This is a genomic window from Pseudomonas extremorientalis (assembly GCF_001870465.1).
Classification (GTDB): domain Bacteria; phylum Pseudomonadota; class Gammaproteobacteria; order Pseudomonadales; family Pseudomonadaceae; genus Aquipseudomonas; species Aquipseudomonas extremorientalis.
Genome location: NZ_MDGK01000056.1, coordinates 73,290 through 95,092 on the forward strand (window position 1 = coordinate 73,290; position 21,803 = coordinate 95,092).

Sequence of the window (21,803 nt, forward strand, 5' to 3'; positions counted from 1 at the left end):
AACCTACGAAGGGATTTCGCCGTGCGCTGGCTCAGGATCGCCATAGGTTTCACTGTCAGTCTGCTGACACTGCTCTGCTTGTTCCCGGCCCAGGCCGCCGCGCAAGGCAGTGGCTGGGCAGTATTGCTTGATGAACAGGCCGACCTGCAACTGAGCGACATCCGTTCCTCGCGCTACACCAACCAATTCAGCCCCATCGAACTGGACCGCATTACCGCCGCGGAACCGGACGGTGCGTTGTGGGTACGTTTCAAGCTGCAACCCGGCAAGCACGAACAAGTGCTGCGGGTATTCGCCCCGGACCTGTCGCACCTGAGCCTCTACGTGCTGGACGGCGACACCCTGGTGGAACAACAGAGCACCGGCACACGCCAGCCCCAGGCTGAACGGCCGTTGCCCAGCAGTGACTTCATGCTGCCGATGCCCCAGAGCCAGAACCCCCTCGAGGTCTACCTGCGCCTGGTCTCGGAACACGAACTGCGCCCCTACATCACCTTGGAACCGGCCGTGCTCGCCGCCGCCGACCAGACCCAGACGCTGATCTACGGCCTGCTGTTCGGCTGCCTGTTGATGCTGATCCTGCACAACCTCACGCGCTTCGCCTACCACCGCTCGCGCAGCAGCCTGTGGCTGGCGGCCTGCGAAGTGCTGCTGATGCTCAGCCTGGCGCTGCTACTCAACCTGGTGGGCCCATGGCTGCCGAACTGGCATGCGATCCAGACGCCCGGCGCCTACCTGGCGCTATTGCTCACCGCGCCGTGCGGGCTGATGTTTGCCTACCGGTTCTTCATGCCCCTGGGCCCGCACCCGCTGAACAAGCTGTTGATGGCGGACATCCTGTTCATCGTGCTGTGCGGCCTGCTGTTGTTGTTCGTCAACACCCTGCCGCTGAACATCATCACCTACGCCCTGGTGGCCCTGGCCGGCTTGAGCATGTTGTTTGTCTCGGCCTATCACTGGCAGAAAGGCTACCGTCCGGCACGCCTGTTCGTGGTGGCGATGGTGGTGTTCAACATCGGTACGCTGATCATCCTGCCAGCGTTGCTGGGCCTGACGATGGTCTCGCCCCAGGGCCTGATCGTCACGCTGCTGGCGTTTATCTGCCTGAGCGGCCTGCTGATGAGCCTGGCGTTGGGCGAACGCCAGCGTGCGATTGTCGAGGCGCGTTTCAGCCTCAGCCGCGACCTGGCGGCGAGCAATGCCGAAATCGCGGCCAAGGCCGAGTTCCTCGCCAAGATCAGCCACGAAATCCGCACCCCCATGAACGGTGTGCTGGGCATGACCGAACTGCTGTTGGGTACGCCGCTGTCGGTGAAACAGCGCGACTACGTGCAGACCATCCACAGCGCCGGCAACGAACTGCTTACGCTGATCAATGAAATCCTCGATATCTCCAAGCTCGAATCCGGCCAGATCGAACTGGACGATGTGCAATTCGACCTCAATGCGCTGATCGAAGACTGCCTGAGTATCTTCCGCGCCAAGGCCGAGCAGCAGAATGTCGAACTGATCAGCTTTATCCAGCCCCAGGTGCCCCGCGTGATCAGCGGCGACCCGACGCGCCTGCGCCAGGCCATGTTGAGCCTGCTGGAAAACGCCCTGCAAAAGACCGACGAAGGCGAAGTGTTGATCGTGGTGGCCCTGGACGACCGCAGCACCAAGCCACGCCTGCGCATTGCCGTGCAGGACAGCGGCCTGCCCATGGAAGCCTCAGAGCGCGACGCCCTGCTGCACAGTGAGCTGCACAGCAAGAATTTCTTCTCGGCCACCCGGCTGAATGGCCACCTGGGCCTGGTCATCGCCCGCCAGTTGATCCTGTTGATGAACGGCGAGTTCGGCATCAAGAGCGGCAGCCACCAGGGCAGCACCCTGTGGCTGACCCTGCCGCTGGACCCGGAGCGCCTGGAACACCCGACCTCCGACCTCGACGGCCCGCTCAAAGGCGCGCGCGTGCTAGTGGTGGACGACAACGACACCTGCCGCAAAGTGCTGGTGCAACAATGTTCCGCCTGGGGCCTCAACGTCAGCGCCGTGCCCTCGGGCAAGGAAGCCCTGGCGTTGCTGCGCACCAAGGCGCACCTGCGCGACTACTTCGACGTGGTGCTGCTGGACCAGAACATGCCCGGCATGACCGGCATGCAACTGGCGGCGAAGATCAAGGAAGACCCGAGCCTGAACCACGACATCCTGCTGATCATGCTTACCGGCATCAGCAACGCGCCGAGCAAGATCATTGCGCGCAATTGCGGGATCAAGCGCATCCTCGCCAAACCGGTGGCCGGCTATACGCTCAAGACCACCCTGGCCGACGAACTGACCCAGCGCAGCAAAGGCAACGTGCCGCCACGTCCGGTCCTCAGCACTCCGGCCGCCATCACCGTGCCGGCGGATTTCCGCATCCTGGTAGCCGAAGACAACAGCATCTCCACCAAGGTGATCCGCGGCATGCTCGGCAAGCTCAACCTCGACCCGGACACCGCCAGCAACGGCGAGGAAGCGCTGGAGGCGATGAAGGCCCAGCGTTATGACCTGGTGTTGATGGACTGTGAAATGCCGATCCTCGATGGTTTCTCGGCGACCCAGCAACTGCGCGCGTGGGAAGTCAGCCACCAGCGCATCCGCACGCCGGTGGTGGCGTTGACCGCGCACATTCTGTCGGAGCACAAGGAACGTGCGCGCCAGGCCGGGATGGATGGGCATATGGCCAAGCCGGTGGAGTTGTCACAGTTGCGCGAGCTGGTGGAATTCTGGGTCGCCCAGCGGCAACAGCGCCCAGAACACGCACCTTCCTGAACTTGAAATGCAGTCAAATGCGGGAGGGGCGGTGCGACGATTCGACTTGCCCCCTCCCGCATTTGACCTCTTTCGCCTGATAGACTCTCCACACTTTCCTCCTGCGAGCCGCCCCCCATGCTCCACGTGTTATTCAGCGTCTACCTGAAAATGCTGGTGCTCTACAGCCCGTTCTTCGTGCTGTCCTGCTTTATCAGCCTGACTCGTGGTTATTCCAGCAAAGAGCGGCGGCGCCTGGCGTGGAAGGTGGCGCTGGCGACCCTGGTCTCGAGCGTGTTGCTCTACCTGTTCGGCCGGGTGATTTTCAGTGTGTTCGGCATCACCGTCGACGCCTTCCGCATCGGCGCCGGCAGTGTGCTGTTCATTTCCGCCCTGGGCATGGCCCAGGGCAAGTCGGCCGTACAGACCGACAACGTGCAGCAGGATGTGACCATCGTGCCGCTGACCATCCCCCTCACGGTCGGCCCCGGCACCATCGGTGCGCTGCTGGTGATGGGCGTCAGCCAACCGCACTGGGATGACAAGCTCACCGCCATCCTCAGCATCGCCCTGGCCAGCCTCACGGTGGGCGTGGTGCTGTACCTGTCCAACCGTATCGAACGCATCCTCGGTGACCAGGGCTTGCAGATTGTCAGTCGGTTGATGGGATTGTTCGTGTGTGCCCTGGCCGCACAAATCATCTTTACCGGCGTGCGCGGCTACCTGGTGCCCTAGATCCGGTATTTGGCAATTGCCAGTTGTACCTTGTCCCCCGCGCTCTCGCGCATCAGTTGGATCGTCTTTTCATTGATCACCGAGGTATTGAGCACCAGGCACGTCTGCCCGCTGAAGGCCTCGAACGAGGAGCTGTCCCACTCCAGGAAGGGCAAGCCTGTCTGTTTGCTCACGCCGTGAGTGCTGTAGGTCACCAGCACCATCGTCAATTCGCCATCGATTTCGGCACAAGAGGCCAGGCCGAAATCACCGCCCTGGTGCACCGAGCTGTTGCGTTTGAACAATTCAAAAGACGCCGGCGTCTGCTTCAACGCCGCCAATGCATCGGCCGCCAGTTTCGGCAGCATGCCCAGCAGCGGTGCGGACAAGGACGTGGAAGCCAACAGCGTGGCAATAAGATTCAGCGCCGCCAGCTGCACGGTCAGCCCCTTGCCCGAACGTGAGACCCGCTCGAAGCTGCTGCGCACCGGGAGCCATCCCAGGCTGACCATCACCTTGATGAATTCGTCGTACCAGTCCTCGGTACCGCGGTGTATTTTCAATACATCGCTGACGTAACTGCTGGCCAGTAAATAACTCTTACGGACATATTCTCGCTTCAGACCCGACAGGCCTTCGGCAAACGAAATCACGCCGTTGTTGACCACGGCTGCGTTGAAGTCATCTTCGGTGTCCAGCGGTACAGCTGCGTGCTTGCCTGACGCGCCCGGTAATGTGTAGGCGGCAATCAACTTGCGCCTTTTTATAGTGTTGATCCGTCTGTGATGTCGCTCCATTTTGATTCTCCACAAGCACCCCAACGTGGGGCTTGTGTCCACCCTAGTTCACCGGCCGATGGGCTTTCCAGGCGATAAACATCCCTTGGCGCAACGCGTTAAACCGTAACGCCCAGCAATAATGCGGCATGACCGGCTTGCCTCCATATTTCGTTGTAAAAAAAAGAAAAAACGCCGAATAACGCCAGAAAAATCCCTGGGCTATTCGGCGCTTTCAGGCAACCGACAGACCGTTTTCAGGAAGCGGGTTTTTCACCGTACCAGCGAGGTGTGTAGACCCATTCGCCACCACCGGCACGGGGAAATGTGCAGGTGGTAGACGAGCCGATCAACACCATGGTGCGCATGTCCACTTGATCCGGCGTCAGTTGCCCCAGCGTGGTGACACGCAGGGTCTGCCCCGGGCGACCGATATCGCGGCCCAGCACCACCGGCGTTTGCGGCGTGCGATGCAGGGCGATGATTTCCAGGGCACGCCCCAGTTGCCACGGCCGCGCACGCGAGATCGGGTTGTAGAACGCCAAGGCCAGGTCGGCCTGGGACGCGAGGTCCAGGCGTTTTTCGATGATCGACCAGGGTTTGAGGTTATCCGACAGCGACATCACGCAGAAGTCATGGCCCAGCGGTGCGCCCGCCTGGGCGGCAGTGGCCAGGCTGGCCGAGACCCCGGGCAGGATTTCCAGGTCGACCTGATGCCAGGCCGGATCGCTGGATTCGTGCAGCGCCTCGATCACCGCAGCCGCCATAGCGAACACACCCGGGTCACCGGAGGACACCACCACCACCGAGCGACCTTGGGCCGCCAGCTCGAAGGCGTGGCGGGCCCGCTGCATTTCTTCGCGGTTATCGGTGCAGTGTTGCACTTGATCATCGCGGAACGGGCCGGCCATGCGCACATAGGTTTCGTAACCCAGCACATCGGTGCAACGCGCCAACTCAGCCTTCACCGCAGGCACCATCAACTCGGCGGCACCGGGGCCGAGGCCGATCACGGCAAGGCGGCCACGAACACGACCGATCTGCGACAACTCCAGCGGCTGTTCAGCCACGCTGACCACGATATCGGCATCCTGGCAAACGCTGGTAAAACGCAACGGCACACCCAGCGCCAACGCCGCCTCATGCAGCGACGCTTCGGCCATCTGCGTTTCGCTGGCCAGCAGGCACGCCAGGGATTGCACGGCCAGACCCGCTTCATGCAACGCCGTGCGTACACGCTCTGCCAATTGCGCGCCGGGTTTGCAGGTCACACTGACGGTCTTCGGGTAGATCAGCAATTCATTGGCGGTGGGTTGGCGCTCGGCACTGCCGACATGAATCGCCAGGCGCGCTTGTGGGTCCTGCGGCAAGTTGGCTTGGTCCAGCCAAGGCGCTGCGCCTTCGATGCGCACGTTTTCACCGGCCAGCAAGTCGGACACGAAACGCTTGCCCAACTCCAGGTCGGCCAGTTCATAGCCCTGCGGCGGGTTGAGCAGGCAGGTGCCAAAACGCAGTTCGCCACTGGTGGTGATCGCAGCGGCCACATTCAACGCGGCAGCAATTTCGCGCGCCATGACGTTTACACCGCCAAGGCCCCCCAGCAACGGCACTACGGCGCTGCCGTCTTCAGCCACGGCCAGCACGGCCGGCTCTTCGCCTTTTTCCAGCAGCAGCGGCGCCAGGGTGCGGATCACGATACCGGCCGCGCACAGCGCAATCAGCGGCGTGCCTTGCTGGTACAACTGGCGCAGGGTCGTGCCGAACTCGCTATAGGCCTGGTCAGCACCTTCAACGCGTCCGGCAAGACCGTGGATCAGCGCCTCGGGATAAACCTGTTGGATCCTGCGCGCAGTGGCCAGGCTGCCCTGGCCCAGAATGACAATCGCCGGGTTCATCAACCTTGCCACCTTTCACCCGGCACGATGATCAGCGAGAAATAGGGCGAAGACGCCGGGTCGACCTGATCCAGCGGCACGATCTTCTGGTTGGCCATGGTGGCGCGCTCCACATAGAGGGCACGCTCGGCCAGGCCGAGTTCTTCGAGCACCAGGCGCACTTTCGGGAAGTTGCGCCCCAGCTTCATGATCACCGCCGCGTCGGCGTCGGCCAGGCGGCGCTTCAGGTCCTCATGGGGCAACACGCCCGAAAGCACCGACAGGCTCTGGTTGCGATACACCAGCGGCGCCCCCAACACCGAGGCGCCGCCGAGCATCGAGCACACGCCGGGGATGACTTGCGCTTCGTAGCGTTCGGCAAGTCGGTCATGCAGATACATGTAGGAACCGTAAAAGAACGGGTCGCCTTCGCAGATCACCGCCACATCGCGACCGGCATCCAGGTGCGCGGCAACGTCGACACTGGCAGCGTCGTAGAAATCGCTGATCACCTGCTCATAGGACATCGGCGCCGGCAGTACCTCGGTGGTCACCGGGTACACCAGCGGCATCAAGGTCTGTTGCGGCACCAGGTGATCTTCGATGATGCCGAAGGCATTGCCCTTCTTGCCCTTGGCCACGAAGTACGCCACCACCGGCGATTCGCGCAGCAGGCGCAGGGCCTTGAGGGTGATCAGTTCCGGGTCGCCGGGGCCTACGCCCAGGCCGATCAAACGTCCGCGTGCCGGCATTATTCGACCTCCGTGGCCAGGGCATTCACCGCAGCGGCGGCCATCGCACTGCCGCCCAGGCGGCCCTGCATGATCACGAACGGCACGCCACGGCTGTCCGCCGCCAGCATCGCCTTGGATTCGGCGGCGCCGACAAACCCGACCGGGAAGCCAAGGATCAAGGCAGGTTTAGGCGCACCGGCATCGAGCATTTCCAGCAGGTAGAACAACGCGGTCGGCGCATTGCCGATCACTACTACGCTGCCTTCCAGATGCGGGCGCCACAGCTCCAGCGCGGCGGCGGAACGGGTGTTGCCCAGTTCACGCGCCAGCTCCGGCACGCTGTCGTCGCGCAGGGTGCAGATCACCGGGTTATTGGCCGGCAGGCGCGCACGGGTCACACCCTCGGAGACCATCCGCGCATCACACAGGATCGGCGCGCCAGCGGCCAACGCATCGCGCCCGGCCTTGCCCGCGCCTTCGGAAAACTGCAGGCCGTCGATGGCCTCGACCATGCCGCACGCATGAATCACCCGCACCGCGAGTTTCTCCAGGTCGGCCGGAATGCGCTCCAACCTGGCTTCCGCGCGAATAATGGCGAAGGAGTTGCGATAGATCTCCTGACCGTCGCGGATGTAATCAATCATCGGTGTTGCTCCGTGGACGAGCGCGCAAGAGGGCGCCCGCCGCTTCAATGGAAAGGGTGCGCGCGTGCAGCCGGCCGAAACCGGGCTGGGCTGCCTCGCGGAAATAGAGGTCGTAGTGGCCGGGGCTCACCGCCAGCAAGGTGACCGGCGCGACATGCGCGGCGGCACAGGAACGGGGGCAGCCGGACAGGTGCACGTCATGGCCGGGGTTCAGCGCAGCCAGTTGCACGGCGTCAGCCTTGGTGTCGGCCAGGGCCTTGCCGCAACCGCTGGAACCCGTGCAGGCGGTCATGCGCGCCAGGGGTTGGTCGATGGAGCAAAGGAAGCCCAGTTGCGCCAGGCGCTCGGTCACGGCGTGCGGTTTTTCGATGTTGGGCAACAGCACGCCTTGCCAAGGGGTGAAGCGCAAGGTGCCGTCGCCGTACTCACTGGCCAGGTGTGCGGCGCCTTTGAGCATCGTCGCGTCCAGGCGCCCCAAGGGTGCGATGACGGCGACGTAGAACTGATTCCTTTGAACCTGTGGATAAGTGCCGAGGTGCAGCAAAGCCGCGCTGGGCGGGCGTTTGAAGCCTTCAGCCGACAGCAATGGCAGGCGCAGATGCCCCAGCAAGTTATCCACAGCCAAATGCCGCATGCGGGTTTGTTCCGGGCCGGCCAGTTCGAGGAACGCCTCCAGCACGGCCACCACCAGCGCATGACCCTGCTCGAGCGGCACGGCGGCCAGCGGCGCATCCAGCCCCGGGCAACCGGCCAGGCCAAAGGCGAGGAGCGTCTGGCCATTGCGGATAAAGGCCGACAGCCACAGGTCGTGGTGATGTTCGAGCATCGCCAGGGCTTCGCCGCCATCCAGTTGTACGGCGAACTTGGCCGACAGTTCATGGAAACGGGGATGGTTTTGCAGGGTGGCGAGCATCTGCTCAGCCAACGGGCGGGTGTCGAACAGCATCTGCGGGTCGATCCCGGCGCTGGGGCTGAGCATCAGGTTGCGTACATCGTCGCCGGCGGCGTTGTCGGGACCCAGGCCTGCGGCCAGTAGCAGGGCGATCAATGCCTGCTCTTGGGCACCGATCCCGCGAATCTGCAGGTTGGCCCGGTTGGTCGCCTCAATCACCCCGCCCGCATGGGCCTGGGCCGCGTCCGCCACGGCATGGGCTTGTGTAGCGCTGATCGAACCACCGGCCAACTTGATCCGGCAAATGCCGCCGTCCAACGCCTGGACAATGCGCAGCAACCCCGGACAAGCCGAGGGGCGCAAGGTATTCACAGCGGGCGTTGGGTTCACGGGGCTACCGGTTGGTGGGTAAAGGCGCGGTATTATGCCTGCTTTGTCCGGCGGCATGAAAAGCCTGCCCGTCGGATGTCGTTCAAGGAATTCATATGTCGCCCTGGCTGACGGTTGTAGGCATCGGAGAAGACGGCTTCAAGGGACTGGGCAGGAACGCCCGGCATGCCCTGTTGCACGCCACGCGGATTATAGGCGGCCAGCGCCAGTTGGACCTGTTGCCGGTGTGTATCCGAGGCGAGCGCCAGGTGTGGCCGAGCCCGTTTTCCCTGGAACCGGTGCTGGCGCGGCGCGGCGAGCCGGTGTGCGTGCTCGCCAGCGGCGATCCGATGTTCTATGGCGTGGGGGCCAGCCTGGCACGGCAAGTGCCCGCTGAAGAGTTGCTGATTTTACCGGCGCCCTCGTCGGTGTCCCTGGCGGCGGCGCGGTTGGGCTGGCCGTTGCAGGACGTGGTGACGTTGTCCGTGGTGGCCCGACCGTTGGCCGCGATCAACGCGCACCTGGCCAGTGGCGTGCGCTTGTTGGTGCTGAGCAATGACGGTCGCAGTCCTGGCTTGATTGCCTCGTTATTGGCGCAGTCCGGTTTCGGCCAGAGCCGGTTGAGCGTGTTTGAGCACTTGGGCGGCCCGGATGAGCGGCGTGTGGAAGGTATGGCGGATGAGTGGCAGCACGCCTGCGTCGCCGATTTGAATCTGCTCGCCATCGACTGCGTCGCCTCTGGGGCAACACCGCGCCTGTCGCGCCTGGCAGGCCTGCCCGACTCAGCCTTCAAGCACGACGGCCAACTGACCAAGCGCGATGTGCGCGCCATGACCCTCGCCCGCCTGGCCCCCATGCCCGGTGAGTTGCTGTGGGACGTGGGCGCGGGCAGCGGTTCCATCGGTATCGAGTGGATGCGTGCGCACCCGAGCTGCCGCGCGTTGGCGATTGAAGCCGATGAAGGTCGCCAAGGCCTGATCGAACACAACCGCGACGCCCTTGGCGTGCCCGGGCTGCAACTGGTTCGCGGCAAGGCGCCCGAGGCGTTGAGCGGCCTGGAAGCCCCGGACGCCATCTTCATCGGCGGCGGCGTCACCCGCAACGGCGTGCTCGATACCTGCTGGCAACACCTGCGCCCCGGTGGTCGGCTGGTGGCCAATGCCGTGACCCTGCAAAGCGAAATGACCCTGATGAACTGGCGTGCCCAGCATGGCGGCGAACTGACGCGCATCCACGTGGCGCAGGCGCAGCCGTTGGGGGAACTCGATACGTGGCGCCAGGCGTTGCCGATTACCTTGCTGGAAGTGGTCAAGCCGCTATGAAACGCATCCTGCTGTTGGGTGGCGTGACTGAAGCGCTGGCCATTGCTCGTACGCTGGGCCCGGAACCTATCTACAGCCTGGCCGGGGTTGGGCGCGTTCCCACCGACCTGACCTGCCAGGTGCGGGTCGGTGGTTATGGTGGTGCCGAGGGCTTGGCGCGATTTGTTCGGGATGAAGGGATTGGGCTGATTGTCGACGCGACCCATCCATATGCCGCGCAGATCAGCCGCAATGCCGCCGAAGCCGCGCGCGCGTGCGGCGTGCCTTGCTGGGCATTGCGCCGACCGGCGTGGCAGCCGCAAACGGGGGATGACTGGCGTGAGGTCAGTGATTGGGCTTCGTTGATTGAAGCGTTGAAGCCCTTCAAACGCCCGCTGTTTACCTTGGGCCGCGAGCCGTTGCAGCATCTGGATGAAATCCCGCCGGAGCAGTTCTGGACGCTGCGCGCGCTGGATGTGTATCCGGGGAATGCGCGGTGTGAAGTGATTGGCGCGCGCGGGCCGTTTTTGATTGCGGATGAGCGTGCGTTGTTCGAGCGGCGCGGCATTGATGTACTGATCAGCAAGAACAGCGGGAGCACGGCAACGGAGCCGAAGTTGGAGGTGGCACGGGAGCGTGGGGTGCCGGTGCTGGTGTTGAAGCGGCCGGTGTTGGCGATGGTAGATCGAGAATTCACTACTGTGCCTGCGGTACTACAGGCAATCGCCACTCTCTAAACACCATCGATTCAGTGTGGAAGGGGGCTTGCCCCGATTACGGTGTATCAGTCTAAACATCTGTGACGGGTCCATCGCCATCGGGGGCAAGCCCCCTCCCACATTTAGAACGGCATCATCATGCAGCGCTTTTCGTTTGCCCGGCAGCATCGTGTACACGCTCCGCAAGCAACTGCGCCAGCTCAATCAACTGCGCGACGCCGAGCAATGCTTCGCGTGGCGCGCCTTCCGGGTTGAAGGCAATGTCACAACTCAGCGCATTGGCTGAGGCCAGGGTTTCGCTGAGGTTGACCAAAAGGTCTTCACTGCTGATTCCATCGGACACGGTGAAAAGCCGGACGGGCCCATCCCTGAGGGCTCGCCATTACTGACAAGATCTGTAAGCCACCCTCAACTCGACCTGCCGAACAGACGATTAGCGAACACATGATCGCAAATTCCGAGTTTGCGGACGCACTCAGCGTTGAAGCCGAAGCCCTGAAATCGGATGAACCTGAAGTAGCAGCGCGATTAAACCAATGGCTGGAAAAGGCCCAATACCTCCCTGACAGAAAGACAGGATTCACTCGTTTCGACGCCGCTGACTATCTCCTAACGCAAGAAGATATGGATGCTTTCCTCGAAGCCTGCATCGAAGAGGACCCAGGCGATGGTTCTTTGATCAAAATAGGGAGAGACGACATTGCTCGCGCAACCCGCAGGCTCAACACCAAGCGATAGCCGAACACTGGCAAAATGTGGGAGGGGGCTTGCCCCCGATGGCGGTGTGTCAGCCACTGGTTTGTTGGCTGGGCTGGCGCTAGCGGTGGCAAGTGAATCGTTGCACCAGCCCTCCCACATTTGAACTGTGCAGCTTTGAAGATCGGCATCCACTCGATTACCCGTCTATCCTCAAACCCGTCACTGCGACACCAAACCACACCGCCCCTTTTTACTTATCCCTACCGATCAGGCTAAATACCCGCCTGATCGTTTAACCCTACGGATTGTCCGCCATGGCCCGTCAACGCTTTGCAATTGCCTGGATCGCCTGCCTTGCAGTGCTGTTCAACGCCTTTGCCATGCCGATGGCCAGCGCAATGCAACAGTCCAGCGACCCGGTCCGGCAATTGTTGTGGGGCAGTTTCTGCTCGTCCAACGGTGCAAGCCTCAAGACCATCGCCCTGGGCAAGCTGGAGATCCCGGCGCCGCAGCAGGACGATCATTCCACCATGCAGCATTGCTGGTGTTGCTCGGGCTCGGCACCGTTGGTGGCGTTGCCGGGGCATGTGCCGCAGTTGTATCTCACCCAATTCAATACTTCACAGCGCTTGCCGCCGCCCCGGCTGCACAGCCCGCCCCCGCGTCAGCAATGGCCAAGCCTCAACCCCCGCGCCTCTCCAACGGCTTGATCTTCTTCGCAAGTGAACTGCGTTTAGAACCGTTCTGGAGAACTGCCATGCTCAAATCTTCCCTGCTTCTGGCTGCGTTGTTGCTGCCGGTGTTCAGTGCTGCCAATGCCGATGACTACAAGGCCGGCGACCTGCTGGTCAGCGATCCCTGGTCCCAGGAATTGCCACCGAATGCGCCAACCGTCGCGGCGTACTTTGTGATTCACAACACCGGAGAAAGCCCGGACCGCCTGCTCAGTGTCGACACCCCCGTGGCGGACAAGGCCGAGTTGCATGAGCATGTAATGCAGGGCGACCTGATGAAGATGCAGCAGGTGCCCAGCGTCGCCGTACCGGCCAAGGGCGAGCTGACCTTCGCGCCCATGGCGTATCACGTGATGCTGCTGGGCCTCAAGGACCGCAGCCTGCTGGCCGACGGCAAGCAATTCCCGCTGACCCTCACCTTCGAAAAAGCCGGCAAGGTCGAGGTAGAAGTGTCGGTGCAGAAAGTGCCGCCGATGACCACCCACGAGCACAAGCACACCCAATAGGCTGACACTCGATGGGCGCCCCTCGCGCCAGGTTGTCTCCACATTCGCGTATGAAGCGCGGCAGTTGGATCAGCCTGTTCGCCATGCTGATGATCTTTATCGGTCCGCTGATTTCCCAAGCGATGCCGATGGACCATCACGCCGGTATGTCGATGGACATGCCAATGGACCACGGCGCCTCCCATCACCCCAAGGCGCCTGACGAACACCACGCCCTCTGGTCCAAGTGCGGCTATTGCGACCTGCTCTATAGCTGCCCCGCCCTGCCCGGCGGCGTTTCAATCTTCACCCTGAGCAGCCCGCCGCCCGCCAGCGCCCTCACCCCCGCCACACGCCTGGGCCATGCCCGGCAGAGCATCTTCCCCGGCGCCCGCAGCCGCGCGCCGCCCATCGCTTCGTAAGCACTTAACACCGTTACTTCACACCGGCCGACTTTAGACAGACAGCCGCAGGCTGCTGGCCGTGTTGTTTACGATTGCTAGATGGAATGTGTCATGTCCAGGTTTCCTGCTGACTCCCGTATGGGATATACCCCTGTGCTCGCTGCCCTGTGCGGCGCGCTGCTTGCCCCTCACGCTCAGGCCGATGACCACGCCGAACATGAGCTGACGCCCACCGTGATCACGGCGATCGCCCCCAGCTCACCGCTGACCGTTATCACCAACCCCAAAGACCCACGCCAACCGGTGCCCGCCAGCGATGGCGGCGACTACCTCAAGACCATCCCCGGCTTCGCCCTGGTGCGCAATGGCGGCACCAATGGCGACCCGGTGCTGCGCGGGATGTTCGGCTCACGCCTGAACATCCTCACCAACGGCAGCATGATGCTCGGCGCCTGCCCCGGCCGCATGGACGCCCCCACCTCGTACATCTCGCCCGAGACCTACGACAAGCTCACCGTGATCAAAGGCCCGCAAACCGTGCTCTGGGGCCCGGGCGCATCGGCCGGCACCATTCTGTTCGAGCGCGAGCCGGAGCAGTTCGGCGAACTCGGCACACGTCTCAACGCCAGTGTGCTGGCCGGTTCCAACGGGCGCTTCGACAAGGTCATCGACGCTGCTGCCGGCGGGCCGCTGGGCTACGTGCGGGTGATCGGCAACCAGGCCCACGCCGATGACTACAAGGACGGCAACAACGACACCGTCGCCTCGCGCTATGACAAATGGAATGGCGATGTGGCGGTCGGCTTCACCCCCGACGCCGACACCCTGCTGGAACTCACCGCCGGCCGTGGCGATGGCGAGGCGCGTTATGCCGGGCGCGGTATGGACGGTTCGCAGTTCCTGCGCGAGAGCCTGGGGCTGCGCTTTGAAAAGTCCAATATCGGCGAGGTGCTGGATAAGGTCGAGGCCCAGGTCTATTACAACTACGCCGACCACGTGATGGACAACTACAGCCTGCGCACGCCATCCGGCACCGGCATGATGGCGGGGCCCATGGCGTCCAACGTCGACCGGCGCACCCTCGGCGCACGTATCAAGGCCACCTGGCGCTGGGCCGATGTGCAACTGATCGGCGGCCTGGACGCGCAGACCAACGAACACCGCCAGCGCAGCAGCATGGGCATCGACACCTACAAGGACTTGCCCCGGGTCAAGGACGCCAACTTCCACAACTACGGCGTATTCGGCGAACTGACCTGGTACGCCGCCGACCGCGATCGCCTGATCACCGGTGCGCGGCTGGACCGCGCTTCGGCCAAGGATTTGCGCCAGACCAGCGGCTCGGGGATGATGACCCGCCCCAACCCGACCGCCGACGACACCCGCGCCGACACCCTGCCCTCGGGCTTCGTGCGTTATGAACACGACCTGGCCGACAGCCCCACCACCCTCTACGCCGGCCTGGGCCACTCGGAGCGCTTCCCGGATTACTGGGAGCTGTTTTCCCCCAACACCGGCGCGGTCGGTTCGGTGAATGCCTTCGACGGCGTGAAGCCGGAGAAAACCACCCAGCTCGACTTCGGCGCGCAGTACAAAGCCGACGATCTGGAAGCCTGGGCCTCGGGGTACATCGGCCGGGTGCAGGACTTCATCCTGTTCGACTACAGGCCCGGGATGATGGGCACCACCTCCCAGGCGCGCAACGTCGACGCCCGCATCATGGGCGGCGAACTGGGCGCGGCCTACAATCTGACGCGCAACTGGAAAGCCGACGCCACCCTCGCCTACGCCTGGGGCAAGAACAGCAGCGACGGCAAGGCGCTGCCGCAAATGCCACCGCTGGATGCACGCCTGGGCCTGACCTACAGCGAAGACGACTGGAGCGCCGGTGCGTTGTGGCGTGTGGTCGCGGCGCAGAACCGCATCGACCAGAACAAAGGCAATGTGGTCGGCAAGGACTACGACAAGAGCGGCGGCTTTGGCGTGTTCTCGCTGAACGCGGCGTACCGCATCAACAAGCACTTCAAGGTCAGCACCGGCGTCGACAACCTGTTCGGCAAGGCCTATGCCGAACACCTGAACCTGGCCGGCAACGCCGGGTTCGGCTACCCGGCGAGTGACCCGCAAGCCATCAAGGAGCCAGGCCGAACACTCTGGACCAAAGTCGACATGAGCTTCTAAGAGCATCGCGGGCAAGCGCCCTCCCACTTTTGATGTTGTGAACACCATCAAATGTGGGAGGGGGCTTGCCCCCGATGACGGCCGACCAGACACAAAAAACTCAAAGCCTTGCGGAGCCCAATGATGAGCACTCAAAAAATATCCTTCTACAACCTGGCCTGGCGCTGGCACTTCTACGCCGGGCTCTTCGTCGCCCCTTTCATGGTGCTGCTGGCCCTGACCGGCATCATCTACCTGTTCAAACCCCAGCTCGACCCGCTGATGTACGGCGACCTGCTCAAGGTGCAGAGCGCCGCGCACGCCCTGAGCGCCGACGAGCAACTGCAACGCGCCCAGGCGGCCTACCCCAAGGCCGCGATCAGCAAATACCTGCCCCCCGCCGACGCCACCAGCAGCGCGCAATTCGTGACGCATCAGGACGGCCGCGAAGTGACGGTCTTTGTCGACCCCTATCGCGGCACGGTCCTCGGCGAGCAGAATGCCAAATACAACCTGCAAGCCATCGCCCGCGCCCTGCACGGCGAGCTGATGATCGGCACGGTCGGCGACCGTCTTGTAGAACTCGCCGCCGGTTGGGGCGTTATGCTGGTGGTGTCGGGCCTGTACCTGTGGTGGCCGCGCGGCAAGTCATCAGCCGGTGTTCTATGGCCACGCTTCACCACCCGTGGCCGGGTGTTCTGGCGCGACCTGCATGCGGTCACCGGTTTCTGGGGCGCCTCGCTGTTGCTGGTGATGCTGCTCAGCGGCATGACCTGGACCGGCTTCTGGGGCAAGCAGTACGCCGAGCTGTGGAATCGCTTTCCAGCGGCGATGTGGAACAACGTGCCGCAGTCCGACCAGCAGGCGCGCAGCCTCAATACCGCCAGCCAACAGACCGTGCCCTGGGCCATGGAGAACACGCCGATACCGATGTCCGGCGACCACGCCGAGCACATGAACCACGGCGCCATGCACGCCGCTCCCGCAGCACCCAAAGTGCGCCTGCAACAGGTGGTCGACCTGGCCAACGCACGCCACGTCGAGCCCGGCTACAGCATCACCTTCCCCACCACCGCCGAAGGTGTGTTCACCGTCGCAGTGTTCGCCAACGACCCACGCAACGACGCTACCCTGCACGTCGACCAGTACACCGGCAAGGTTCTCGCCGATGTGCGCTGGGAGCATTACAACCTGGTGGCGCGCGCCACCGAGACCGGCGTGATGCTGCACGAAGGCAAGATGTTCGGCTGGGTCAATCAGCTGATCGTGCTGCTGATCTGCCTGATGATCCTGCTGAGCGCGGTCAGCGGCGTGGTGATCTGGTGGAAACGTCGTCCGGTGGGCGGGCTGGGCGTGCCGCCGCTGCGCCACGACCTGCCGAAATGGAAAACCGCGATGGTGATCATGTTCGGGCTGGCGATCATTTTCCCGCTGGTGGGTGCGTCGTTGATCGTGGTGTGGGTGCTGGACCGCCTGGTGTTGGCGCGGCTGTTCGCACAACGTGAATCTGCCTCAGGTTCGACATGAAGTCGGCGAGATGCCCTACATAGAGGCGTTATGTAGTCTTACGCGGGCTTTCGCCCACGCCGCAGAAAGTGTTAACTTATAACACTTTCTGCTTACTCCAGCTCGCCGCGCCCAGCGGCGAGCACTGCCTTCAAGAAGACTTTTTCGTCCGATGAACAAGTACCTCGCGTCCGGCCTGTGCCTGCTCGCCCTGCATACCAGCGCCCAGGCCCTGACTCTGCCCGCCAGCCCCGTCACTGCACCTGCCGTGGACGATGACCACGTCGACCTCAAGACCCCGACCACCGCCGGCTCGCGCCTGAACCTCAGCGCCCTGCAAACCCCCGGCAGCGTCGAGAGCCAGACCGGCGTGCAGATCCGCGAACGCGGCGACGCCAGTGTGCAGGACGCGATTTCCCGCGCCACCGGCATCAGCCGCACCGGCACGCCGGGCGACGGCGGCACCTCGTTGTCGGCCCGGGGTTTTACCGGCCAGGGCTCGGTGATGCAGTTGTATGACGGCAACCGCATGTACATGGGCATGGGCACCTCGACCTTCCCGGTGGACACCTGGTCGGTGGAGCGCGTCGACGTACTGCGCGGCCCGGCCTCGGTGCTGTACGGCGAAGGCGCCACCGGTGCGGTGATCAACACCGTGCCGAAAAAGCCTTTCGAGGGCGAGATCGAAAACCACATCCGCCTCGGCTACGGCTCGTATGATCGCCAGCAACAAGCCGTGGACAGCGGCGGCTCGCTGACCGACACCCTGAGCTACCGTCTGAACCTCAATCGCCTGCGCAGCAACGGCTTTATCGACCGCGGCGACTCCAGCAGCGACTTCGTCAGCGGTGCCCTGCGCTGGCAGGCGGCAGACAACCTGAGCTTCACTTTCGCCAGCGACTACGGCGACCAGCGCCCGCAGAACTACTTCGGCACGCCGCTGATCAACGGCCAGTTGCACAAGGGCCTGCGCGACAAGAACTACAACGTCAGCAACGACACCCAGCACTACAACGACCAGTGGACGCGCCTGACCAGCGAGTGGCAGATCAACGACAGCGTCAGCTCCACCAACGAGCTGTATTACCTGAAAAACCAGCGTCGCTGGCAGAACGCGGAGAACTACAACTTCATCGGCGGCCAACTGACCCGCAGCGGCAACTATGGCATCAAGCACAACCAGGAACAGGTGGGCGACCGCCAGACCTTCACCTTCAAGCACAGCCTGTTCGGCCTCGACAGCCAGACCGTGACCGGCGTGGAATACAACCGTATCCGCTTCCGCCTGGCCAGTAACTCGCCGTTTACCGACACGTTTACCAGCGGCCAACCCATCGACGTGAACCACCCCGCGCCGGGCCAGTTCGCCAGCAACGACCCGTTCAAGCCGCTGTTCGCCAGCACCACCAAAACCGTCGCCGGCTTCGCGGAAAACCGCCTGCAACTCACCGACCAACTATCGCTGATCACCGGCATCCGCCGCGACTACGCGCACATCGACCGTGATGACCTGCGCACCGGCAGCCAGTCCGACAAGACCCTTACCGGCAATAACTGGAAGGCGGGCCTGGTCTACGCGATCACGCCCGACACCTCGGTCTATGGCCAGTACGCCACCAGCACCGACGGCGTCGGTGGCCTGATTTCCCTGAGCCCGGGCCAGCAGCAGTTCGACCTGTCCACGGCCAAGCAGACCGAGATCGGCATCAAACAGGCCTTCTGGGATCAGCGCGGCGAATGGACATTGGCGGCGTATCACATCGTCAAAAAGAAACTGCTCACCGACGTGCCGGGCAATCCGAGCCTGCAGCAGCAAGTCGGCCAACAATCCTCCCGTGGCCTGGAAGCCAGCCTCGACCTGCAACTGCCCCACGCCTGGCAACTGCAAGCCAACGCGGCCATCGTGCATGCGCAGTACGACGACTTCAAACAGGACGTCAACGGCGTGCAAGTGTCCCGCGACGGCAACCGCCCGGTGGACGTACCACGTCGCACCGCCAACCTGTGGCTGAGCAAGGCGGTGACCGACGATATCCGTGCCGGTACCGGTGTGCGTTATGTGGATGCACGTTATGCCGACATGGCCAACCAGAATGAGTTGCCCAGCTACACCGTGGTCGATGCCACCGTATCGTGGAAAGCCCTGCGCAACACCACCCTGGGCCTGCAGTTGAACAACCTGTTCGACCGCACCTACGCCGTCAGCCAATACAACGACGGCCAGCAGTGGATCCTCGGCGAACCACGCTCGTTCTTTGTCACGGCGGACTACACCTTCTGATAACCGCACTCACCCTCAGCGACCTGGCCTGGACCCCGCCGGGGCATGACCATTGTCATCACCAGTTCCACCTGCGTGACGCCAGCCTGCAAGTCGGTGCGGGAGAGTTCGTCGGCCTGATCGGGCCTAACGGCAGCGGCAAGACCAGCCTGTTGCGCTGCGCCTACCGGTTCAGCAAACCGGCGTGCGGCGACGTGTTGCTCGACCATCAGAACGTGTGGAAACAGAGTTCGAAATGGTGCGCGCAACGCATTGCCGTGGTGCTGCAGGAGTTCCCGGATGCGTTCGGCCTGCGCGTCGATGAAGTGGTCGCCATGGGCCGTACGCCGCACAAGGGCCTGTTCGACGGCGACACGCTGCACGACCGGCAGTTGATCCACCAGGTACTGGCGTCAGTCGGCATGCACGGCTTCGAGGATCACGCTTTCGCCACCCTGTCCGGGGGTGAAAAGCAACGTGTGATCCTGGCCCGCGCCCTGGCCCAGCAACCGCAATTGCTGATCCTCGACGAGCCGACCAACCACCTCGACCCGCGCTACCAACTGGAGCTGCTGCGGCTGGTCAAGCGCCTGCACATCGGCACCCTGGCGAGCATTCACGACCTCAACCTGGCCGCCGCCTTCTGCGATCGCCTGTATGTGATCAACCACGGGCGCATCGTCGCCAGCGGCACGCCCCATGAGGTGCTGACCCGCGAACTGCTGCGCGATGTGTTTGGCGTCGAAGCGTTGATCGATCCCCACCCGCTGTCCGGCTACCCCCGAATCACCTGGATAACCCAACCATGATCCTGCGTTCGCTGCTTGCCACTACCTTGTTGTTCAATGCCACCGGGGCACTCGCCGAAGCGACCCACTACCCGGTGACCATCAAGAGCTGCAACCGCGACGTGACCTTCCAGGAAGCGCCGAAACACGCGGTCAGCCACGACATCAACATGACCCAGATGATGCTCGCCCTCGGCCTCAAGCCGAGCATGGCCGGTTACAGCGGCGTTACCGGCTGGAAGTCGGTCACGCCGGAAATGGCCGAGCTGCTCGACGGCCTGCCGGAGCTGGCGAGCAAGTATCCCTCGGTGGAAACCCTGCTCAACGCCAATGTGGATTTCTTCTTCGCCGGCTGGGACTACGGCATGCGCGTGGGCGGCGACCTCACGCCAAACACGCTGCAACCCTTGGGCATCAACGTGTATGAGCTGACCGAATCCTGCGCCTTCGTGATGAAGCGCCCGGCCGCGACCCTGGAAGACACCTATAACGACCTGCGCAACCTGGGCAGGATTTTCGATGTGCAGGAACGCGCCAATGCCTTGATCGCGCAGATGCAGGCGCAGGTCGCCGAGGTGCAACAGGACCTGCCCGCCGACAAGCCCCGGGTGTTCCTCTACGACAGCGGTGAAGACCGCGCCATGACCTCCGGCCGCCTGGGCATGCCCCAGGCGCTGATCGACGCGGCGGGCGGGCGCAACATTCTCGATGACATCGACGCCAGTTGGACCCGCGTCAACTGGGAGACCGTGGTGGAGCGCAACCCGCAGGTGATCGTGATCGTCGACTACAGCGAAGTCACTGCCGAACAGAAAGAGCAATTCCTGCTCAACAACCCGGCGCTGCAAGCGGTGGATGCGATCCGCAACCAGCGCTTTATCGTGATCCCTTACGTGCAGGCCACGCCGGGTATCGACAACGTGCTGGCGGTGGAAACCCTGGCCAAGGGGTTCCACGGCGAATGATCACCCGTCGCTATGGGCTGCTGCTCGCCGCGCTTGGCGCGGTGCTGCTGGTCTCCTGCGTGCTCTCGCTGGGCTTCGGCCCGGCACGGGTGCCAGTGGACGTCGTGTGGCGCATCCTGCTGTACAAAGCGCTCGGCATCGGTGAAGTGAATTGGCCGGCCGGGCAGGAACATATCGTGTGGCTGATCCGTGTACCGCGCATGCTGCTCGGCGCGCTGGTGGGCGCCGGGCTGGCGTTGATCGGCGCAGTGTTGCAGGCGGTCACGCGCAACCCGCTGGCCGATCCGCACCTGCTTGGTGTCACGTCCGGCGCCACCCTGGGCGCGGTGATCGTGGTGCTGCATGTGGGCGAAGTCATAGGCCTGCTGACCTTGCCCATCGCCGCGTTTGTCGGGGCATTGGCGAGCATGCTGGTGGTGTTGGCCGTGGCCAGTCGCAACGGTCGCCTGGAAAGCGATCGTCTGTTGCTGTGCGGTGTGGCGGTGTCCTTTGTGATGATGGCGGCGGCCAATCTGCTGCTGTTCATGGGCGACCATCGCGCCGCCTCGGCGGTGATGTTCTGGATGCTCGGCGGCCTCGGCCTGGCGCGCTGGGAGCTGCTAGCGATTCCGGCGCTGACGGTACTGCTGGGACTTCTGGTGCTGCTGGGCATGGCACGCCCGTTGAACGCGCTGATGGCCGGCGAACAGACCGCCGTGACCCTCGGCCTGAACGCCCGCACCGTGCGGCTGAAGGTGTTCCTGGTGGCCTCATTGATGACCGGTGTGCTGGTCTCCATCAGCGGCTCCATCGGTTTTGTAGGGCTGATGGTGCCGCACATCGCCCGGCGTCTCGTCGGTGCCGAGCATCGCCGCCTGCTGCCGATCTGCGTGCTGCTGGGCAGTCTGTTCCTGGTCTGGGTCGACGTGGCCGCCCGCACGCTGATCGCCCCTGAAGACCTGCCCATTGGTGTCGCCACGGCGGCCATCGGCGGGTTGTTTTTCATCGGCCTGATGCGTCGGCACTGA

20 protein-coding genes are annotated in these 21,803 nt (G+C 63.5%); 14 read left to right on the top strand and 6 right to left on the bottom strand.

The annotated features are described in order from the left end of the window. Positions 1-21 precede the first annotated feature (21 nt). A complete protein-coding gene (locus tag BFN10_RS22975; RefSeq protein ID WP_071491604.1) occupies positions 22-2,793 on the top strand; it encodes a hybrid sensor histidine kinase/response regulator in 2,772 nt (923 codons plus the stop codon). Between the two features lie 117 nt (positions 2,794-2,910). Next, a complete protein-coding gene (locus tag BFN10_RS22980; RefSeq protein WP_003171467.1) occupies positions 2,911-3,507 on the top strand; it encodes a MarC family protein in 597 nt (198 codons plus the stop codon). On the opposite strand, the gene BFN10_RS22985 is transcribed toward BFN10_RS22980, so the two are convergent. The 5 genes from BFN10_RS22985 to cobG form a co-directional block, all read right to left on the bottom strand. Then, the gene (locus BFN10_RS22985) at positions 3,504-4,283 is read right to left on the bottom strand and encodes a hypothetical protein (RefSeq protein WP_071491605.1); all 780 of its coding nucleotides are present in this window, start codon (positions 4,281-4,283) and stop codon (positions 3,504-3,506) included. The genes BFN10_RS22980 and BFN10_RS22985 overlap by 4 nt on opposite strands. Before the next feature lie 236 nt (positions 4,284-4,519). After that, positions 4,520-6,157 carry a precorrin-3B C(17)-methyltransferase gene (gene cobJ, locus BFN10_RS22990; RefSeq protein ID WP_071491606.1) on the bottom strand — a complete coding sequence of 546 codons (1,638 nt, stop codon included), beginning with the start codon at positions 6,155-6,157 and terminating at the stop codon, positions 4,520-4,522. Next, on the bottom strand, positions 6,157-6,888 hold the full coding sequence (locus BFN10_RS22995; protein WP_071491607.1) for a precorrin-2 C(20)-methyltransferase: 732 nt from the start codon (positions 6,886-6,888) through the stop codon (positions 6,157-6,159). Before BFN10_RS22995 ends, cobJ begins: the two co-directional genes overlap by 1 nt. Further along, positions 6,888-7,514, bottom strand: coding sequence for a precorrin-8X methylmutase (locus BFN10_RS23000; protein WP_071491608.1), 627 nt, complete (start codon positions 7,512-7,514; stop codon positions 6,888-6,890). The genes BFN10_RS22995 and BFN10_RS23000 overlap by 1 nt, the downstream gene beginning before the upstream one ends. After that, positions 7,507-8,853 (bottom strand): precorrin-3B synthase, encoded by a 1,347-nt coding sequence (gene cobG, locus BFN10_RS23005; RefSeq protein WP_071491609.1) that lies wholly within the window; start codon positions 8,851-8,853, stop codon positions 7,507-7,509. Before cobG ends, BFN10_RS23000 begins: the two co-directional genes overlap by 8 nt. A 38-nt stretch (positions 8,854-8,891) precedes the next feature. On the opposite strand from cobG, the gene cbiE reads away from it, so the two are divergent. Continuing rightward, positions 8,892-10,097, top strand: coding sequence for a precorrin-6y C5,15-methyltransferase (decarboxylating) subunit CbiE (cbiE, locus tag BFN10_RS23010; protein WP_071491610.1), 1,206 nt, complete (start codon positions 8,892-8,894; stop codon positions 10,095-10,097). Beyond that, the gene (locus BFN10_RS23015; protein ID WP_071491611.1) at positions 10,094-10,813 is read left to right on the top strand and encodes a cobalt-precorrin-6A reductase; all 720 of its coding nucleotides are present in this window, start codon (positions 10,094-10,096) and stop codon (positions 10,811-10,813) included. The genes cbiE and BFN10_RS23015 overlap by 4 nt, the downstream gene beginning before the upstream one ends. A 118-nt stretch (positions 10,814-10,931) precedes the next feature. Here the strand turns inward: BFN10_RS23015 and BFN10_RS23020 are convergent, their stop codons facing one another. Then, the gene (locus BFN10_RS23020) at positions 10,932-11,138 is read right to left on the bottom strand and encodes a DUF6124 family protein (protein ID WP_071491612.1); all 207 of its coding nucleotides are present in this window, start codon (positions 11,136-11,138) and stop codon (positions 10,932-10,934) included. Positions 11,139-11,239: 101 nt separating this feature from the next. Here BFN10_RS23020 and BFN10_RS23025 point away from each other — a divergent pair, with 101 nt between their 5' ends. The 10 genes from BFN10_RS23025 to BFN10_RS23070 all read left to right on the top strand — a co-directional run bounded on the left by BFN10_RS23025 (position 11,240) and on the right by BFN10_RS23070 (position 21,803). Further along, complete coding sequence (locus tag BFN10_RS23025; RefSeq protein WP_071491613.1) at positions 11,240-11,533, top strand: helix-turn-helix domain-containing protein; 294 nt, start codon at positions 11,240-11,242, stop codon at positions 11,531-11,533. Positions 11,534-11,808: 275 nt separating this feature from the next. Continuing rightward, complete coding sequence (locus tag BFN10_RS23030; protein WP_071491614.1) at positions 11,809-12,204, top strand: DUF2946 domain-containing protein; 396 nt, start codon at positions 11,809-11,811, stop codon at positions 12,202-12,204. A gap of 47 nt (positions 12,205-12,251) precedes the next feature. Beyond that, on the top strand, positions 12,252-12,734 hold the full coding sequence (locus tag BFN10_RS23035) for a copper chaperone PCu(A)C (RefSeq protein ID WP_071491615.1): 483 nt from the start codon (positions 12,252-12,254) through the stop codon (positions 12,732-12,734). A gap of 11 nt (positions 12,735-12,745) precedes the next feature. Next, positions 12,746-13,135, top strand: coding sequence for a DUF2946 domain-containing protein (locus BFN10_RS23040; protein ID WP_071491616.1), 390 nt, complete (start codon positions 12,746-12,748; stop codon positions 13,133-13,135). Positions 13,136-13,228: 93 nt separating this feature from the next. After that, the gene (locus BFN10_RS23045; protein ID WP_071491617.1) at positions 13,229-15,298 is read left to right on the top strand and encodes a TonB-dependent copper receptor; all 2,070 of its coding nucleotides are present in this window, start codon (positions 13,229-13,231) and stop codon (positions 15,296-15,298) included. A 123-nt stretch (positions 15,299-15,421) separates the two neighbouring features. Then, on the top strand, positions 15,422-16,804 hold the full coding sequence (locus BFN10_RS23050) for a PepSY-associated TM helix domain-containing protein (RefSeq protein ID WP_071491618.1): 1,383 nt from the start codon (positions 15,422-15,424) through the stop codon (positions 16,802-16,804). Positions 16,805-16,955: 151 nt separating this feature from the next. Beyond that, positions 16,956-19,064 (top strand): TonB-dependent receptor, encoded by a 2,109-nt coding sequence (locus BFN10_RS23055; RefSeq protein ID WP_071491619.1) that lies wholly within the window; start codon positions 16,956-16,958, stop codon positions 19,062-19,064. Further along, positions 19,064-19,852, top strand: coding sequence for an ABC transporter ATP-binding protein (locus BFN10_RS23060; protein ID WP_071491672.1), 789 nt, complete (start codon positions 19,064-19,066; stop codon positions 19,850-19,852). The genes BFN10_RS23055 and BFN10_RS23060 overlap by 1 nt, the downstream gene beginning before the upstream one ends. Continuing rightward, on the top strand, positions 19,849-20,796 hold the full coding sequence (locus tag BFN10_RS23065; protein WP_071491620.1) for an ABC transporter substrate-binding protein: 948 nt from the start codon (positions 19,849-19,851) through the stop codon (positions 20,794-20,796). The genes BFN10_RS23060 and BFN10_RS23065 overlap by 4 nt, the downstream gene beginning before the upstream one ends. Next, entirely contained in the window at positions 20,793-21,803 is a 1,011-nt protein-coding gene (locus tag BFN10_RS23070; RefSeq protein ID WP_071491621.1) for a FecCD family ABC transporter permease, read from the top strand. The genes BFN10_RS23065 and BFN10_RS23070 overlap by 4 nt, the downstream gene beginning before the upstream one ends.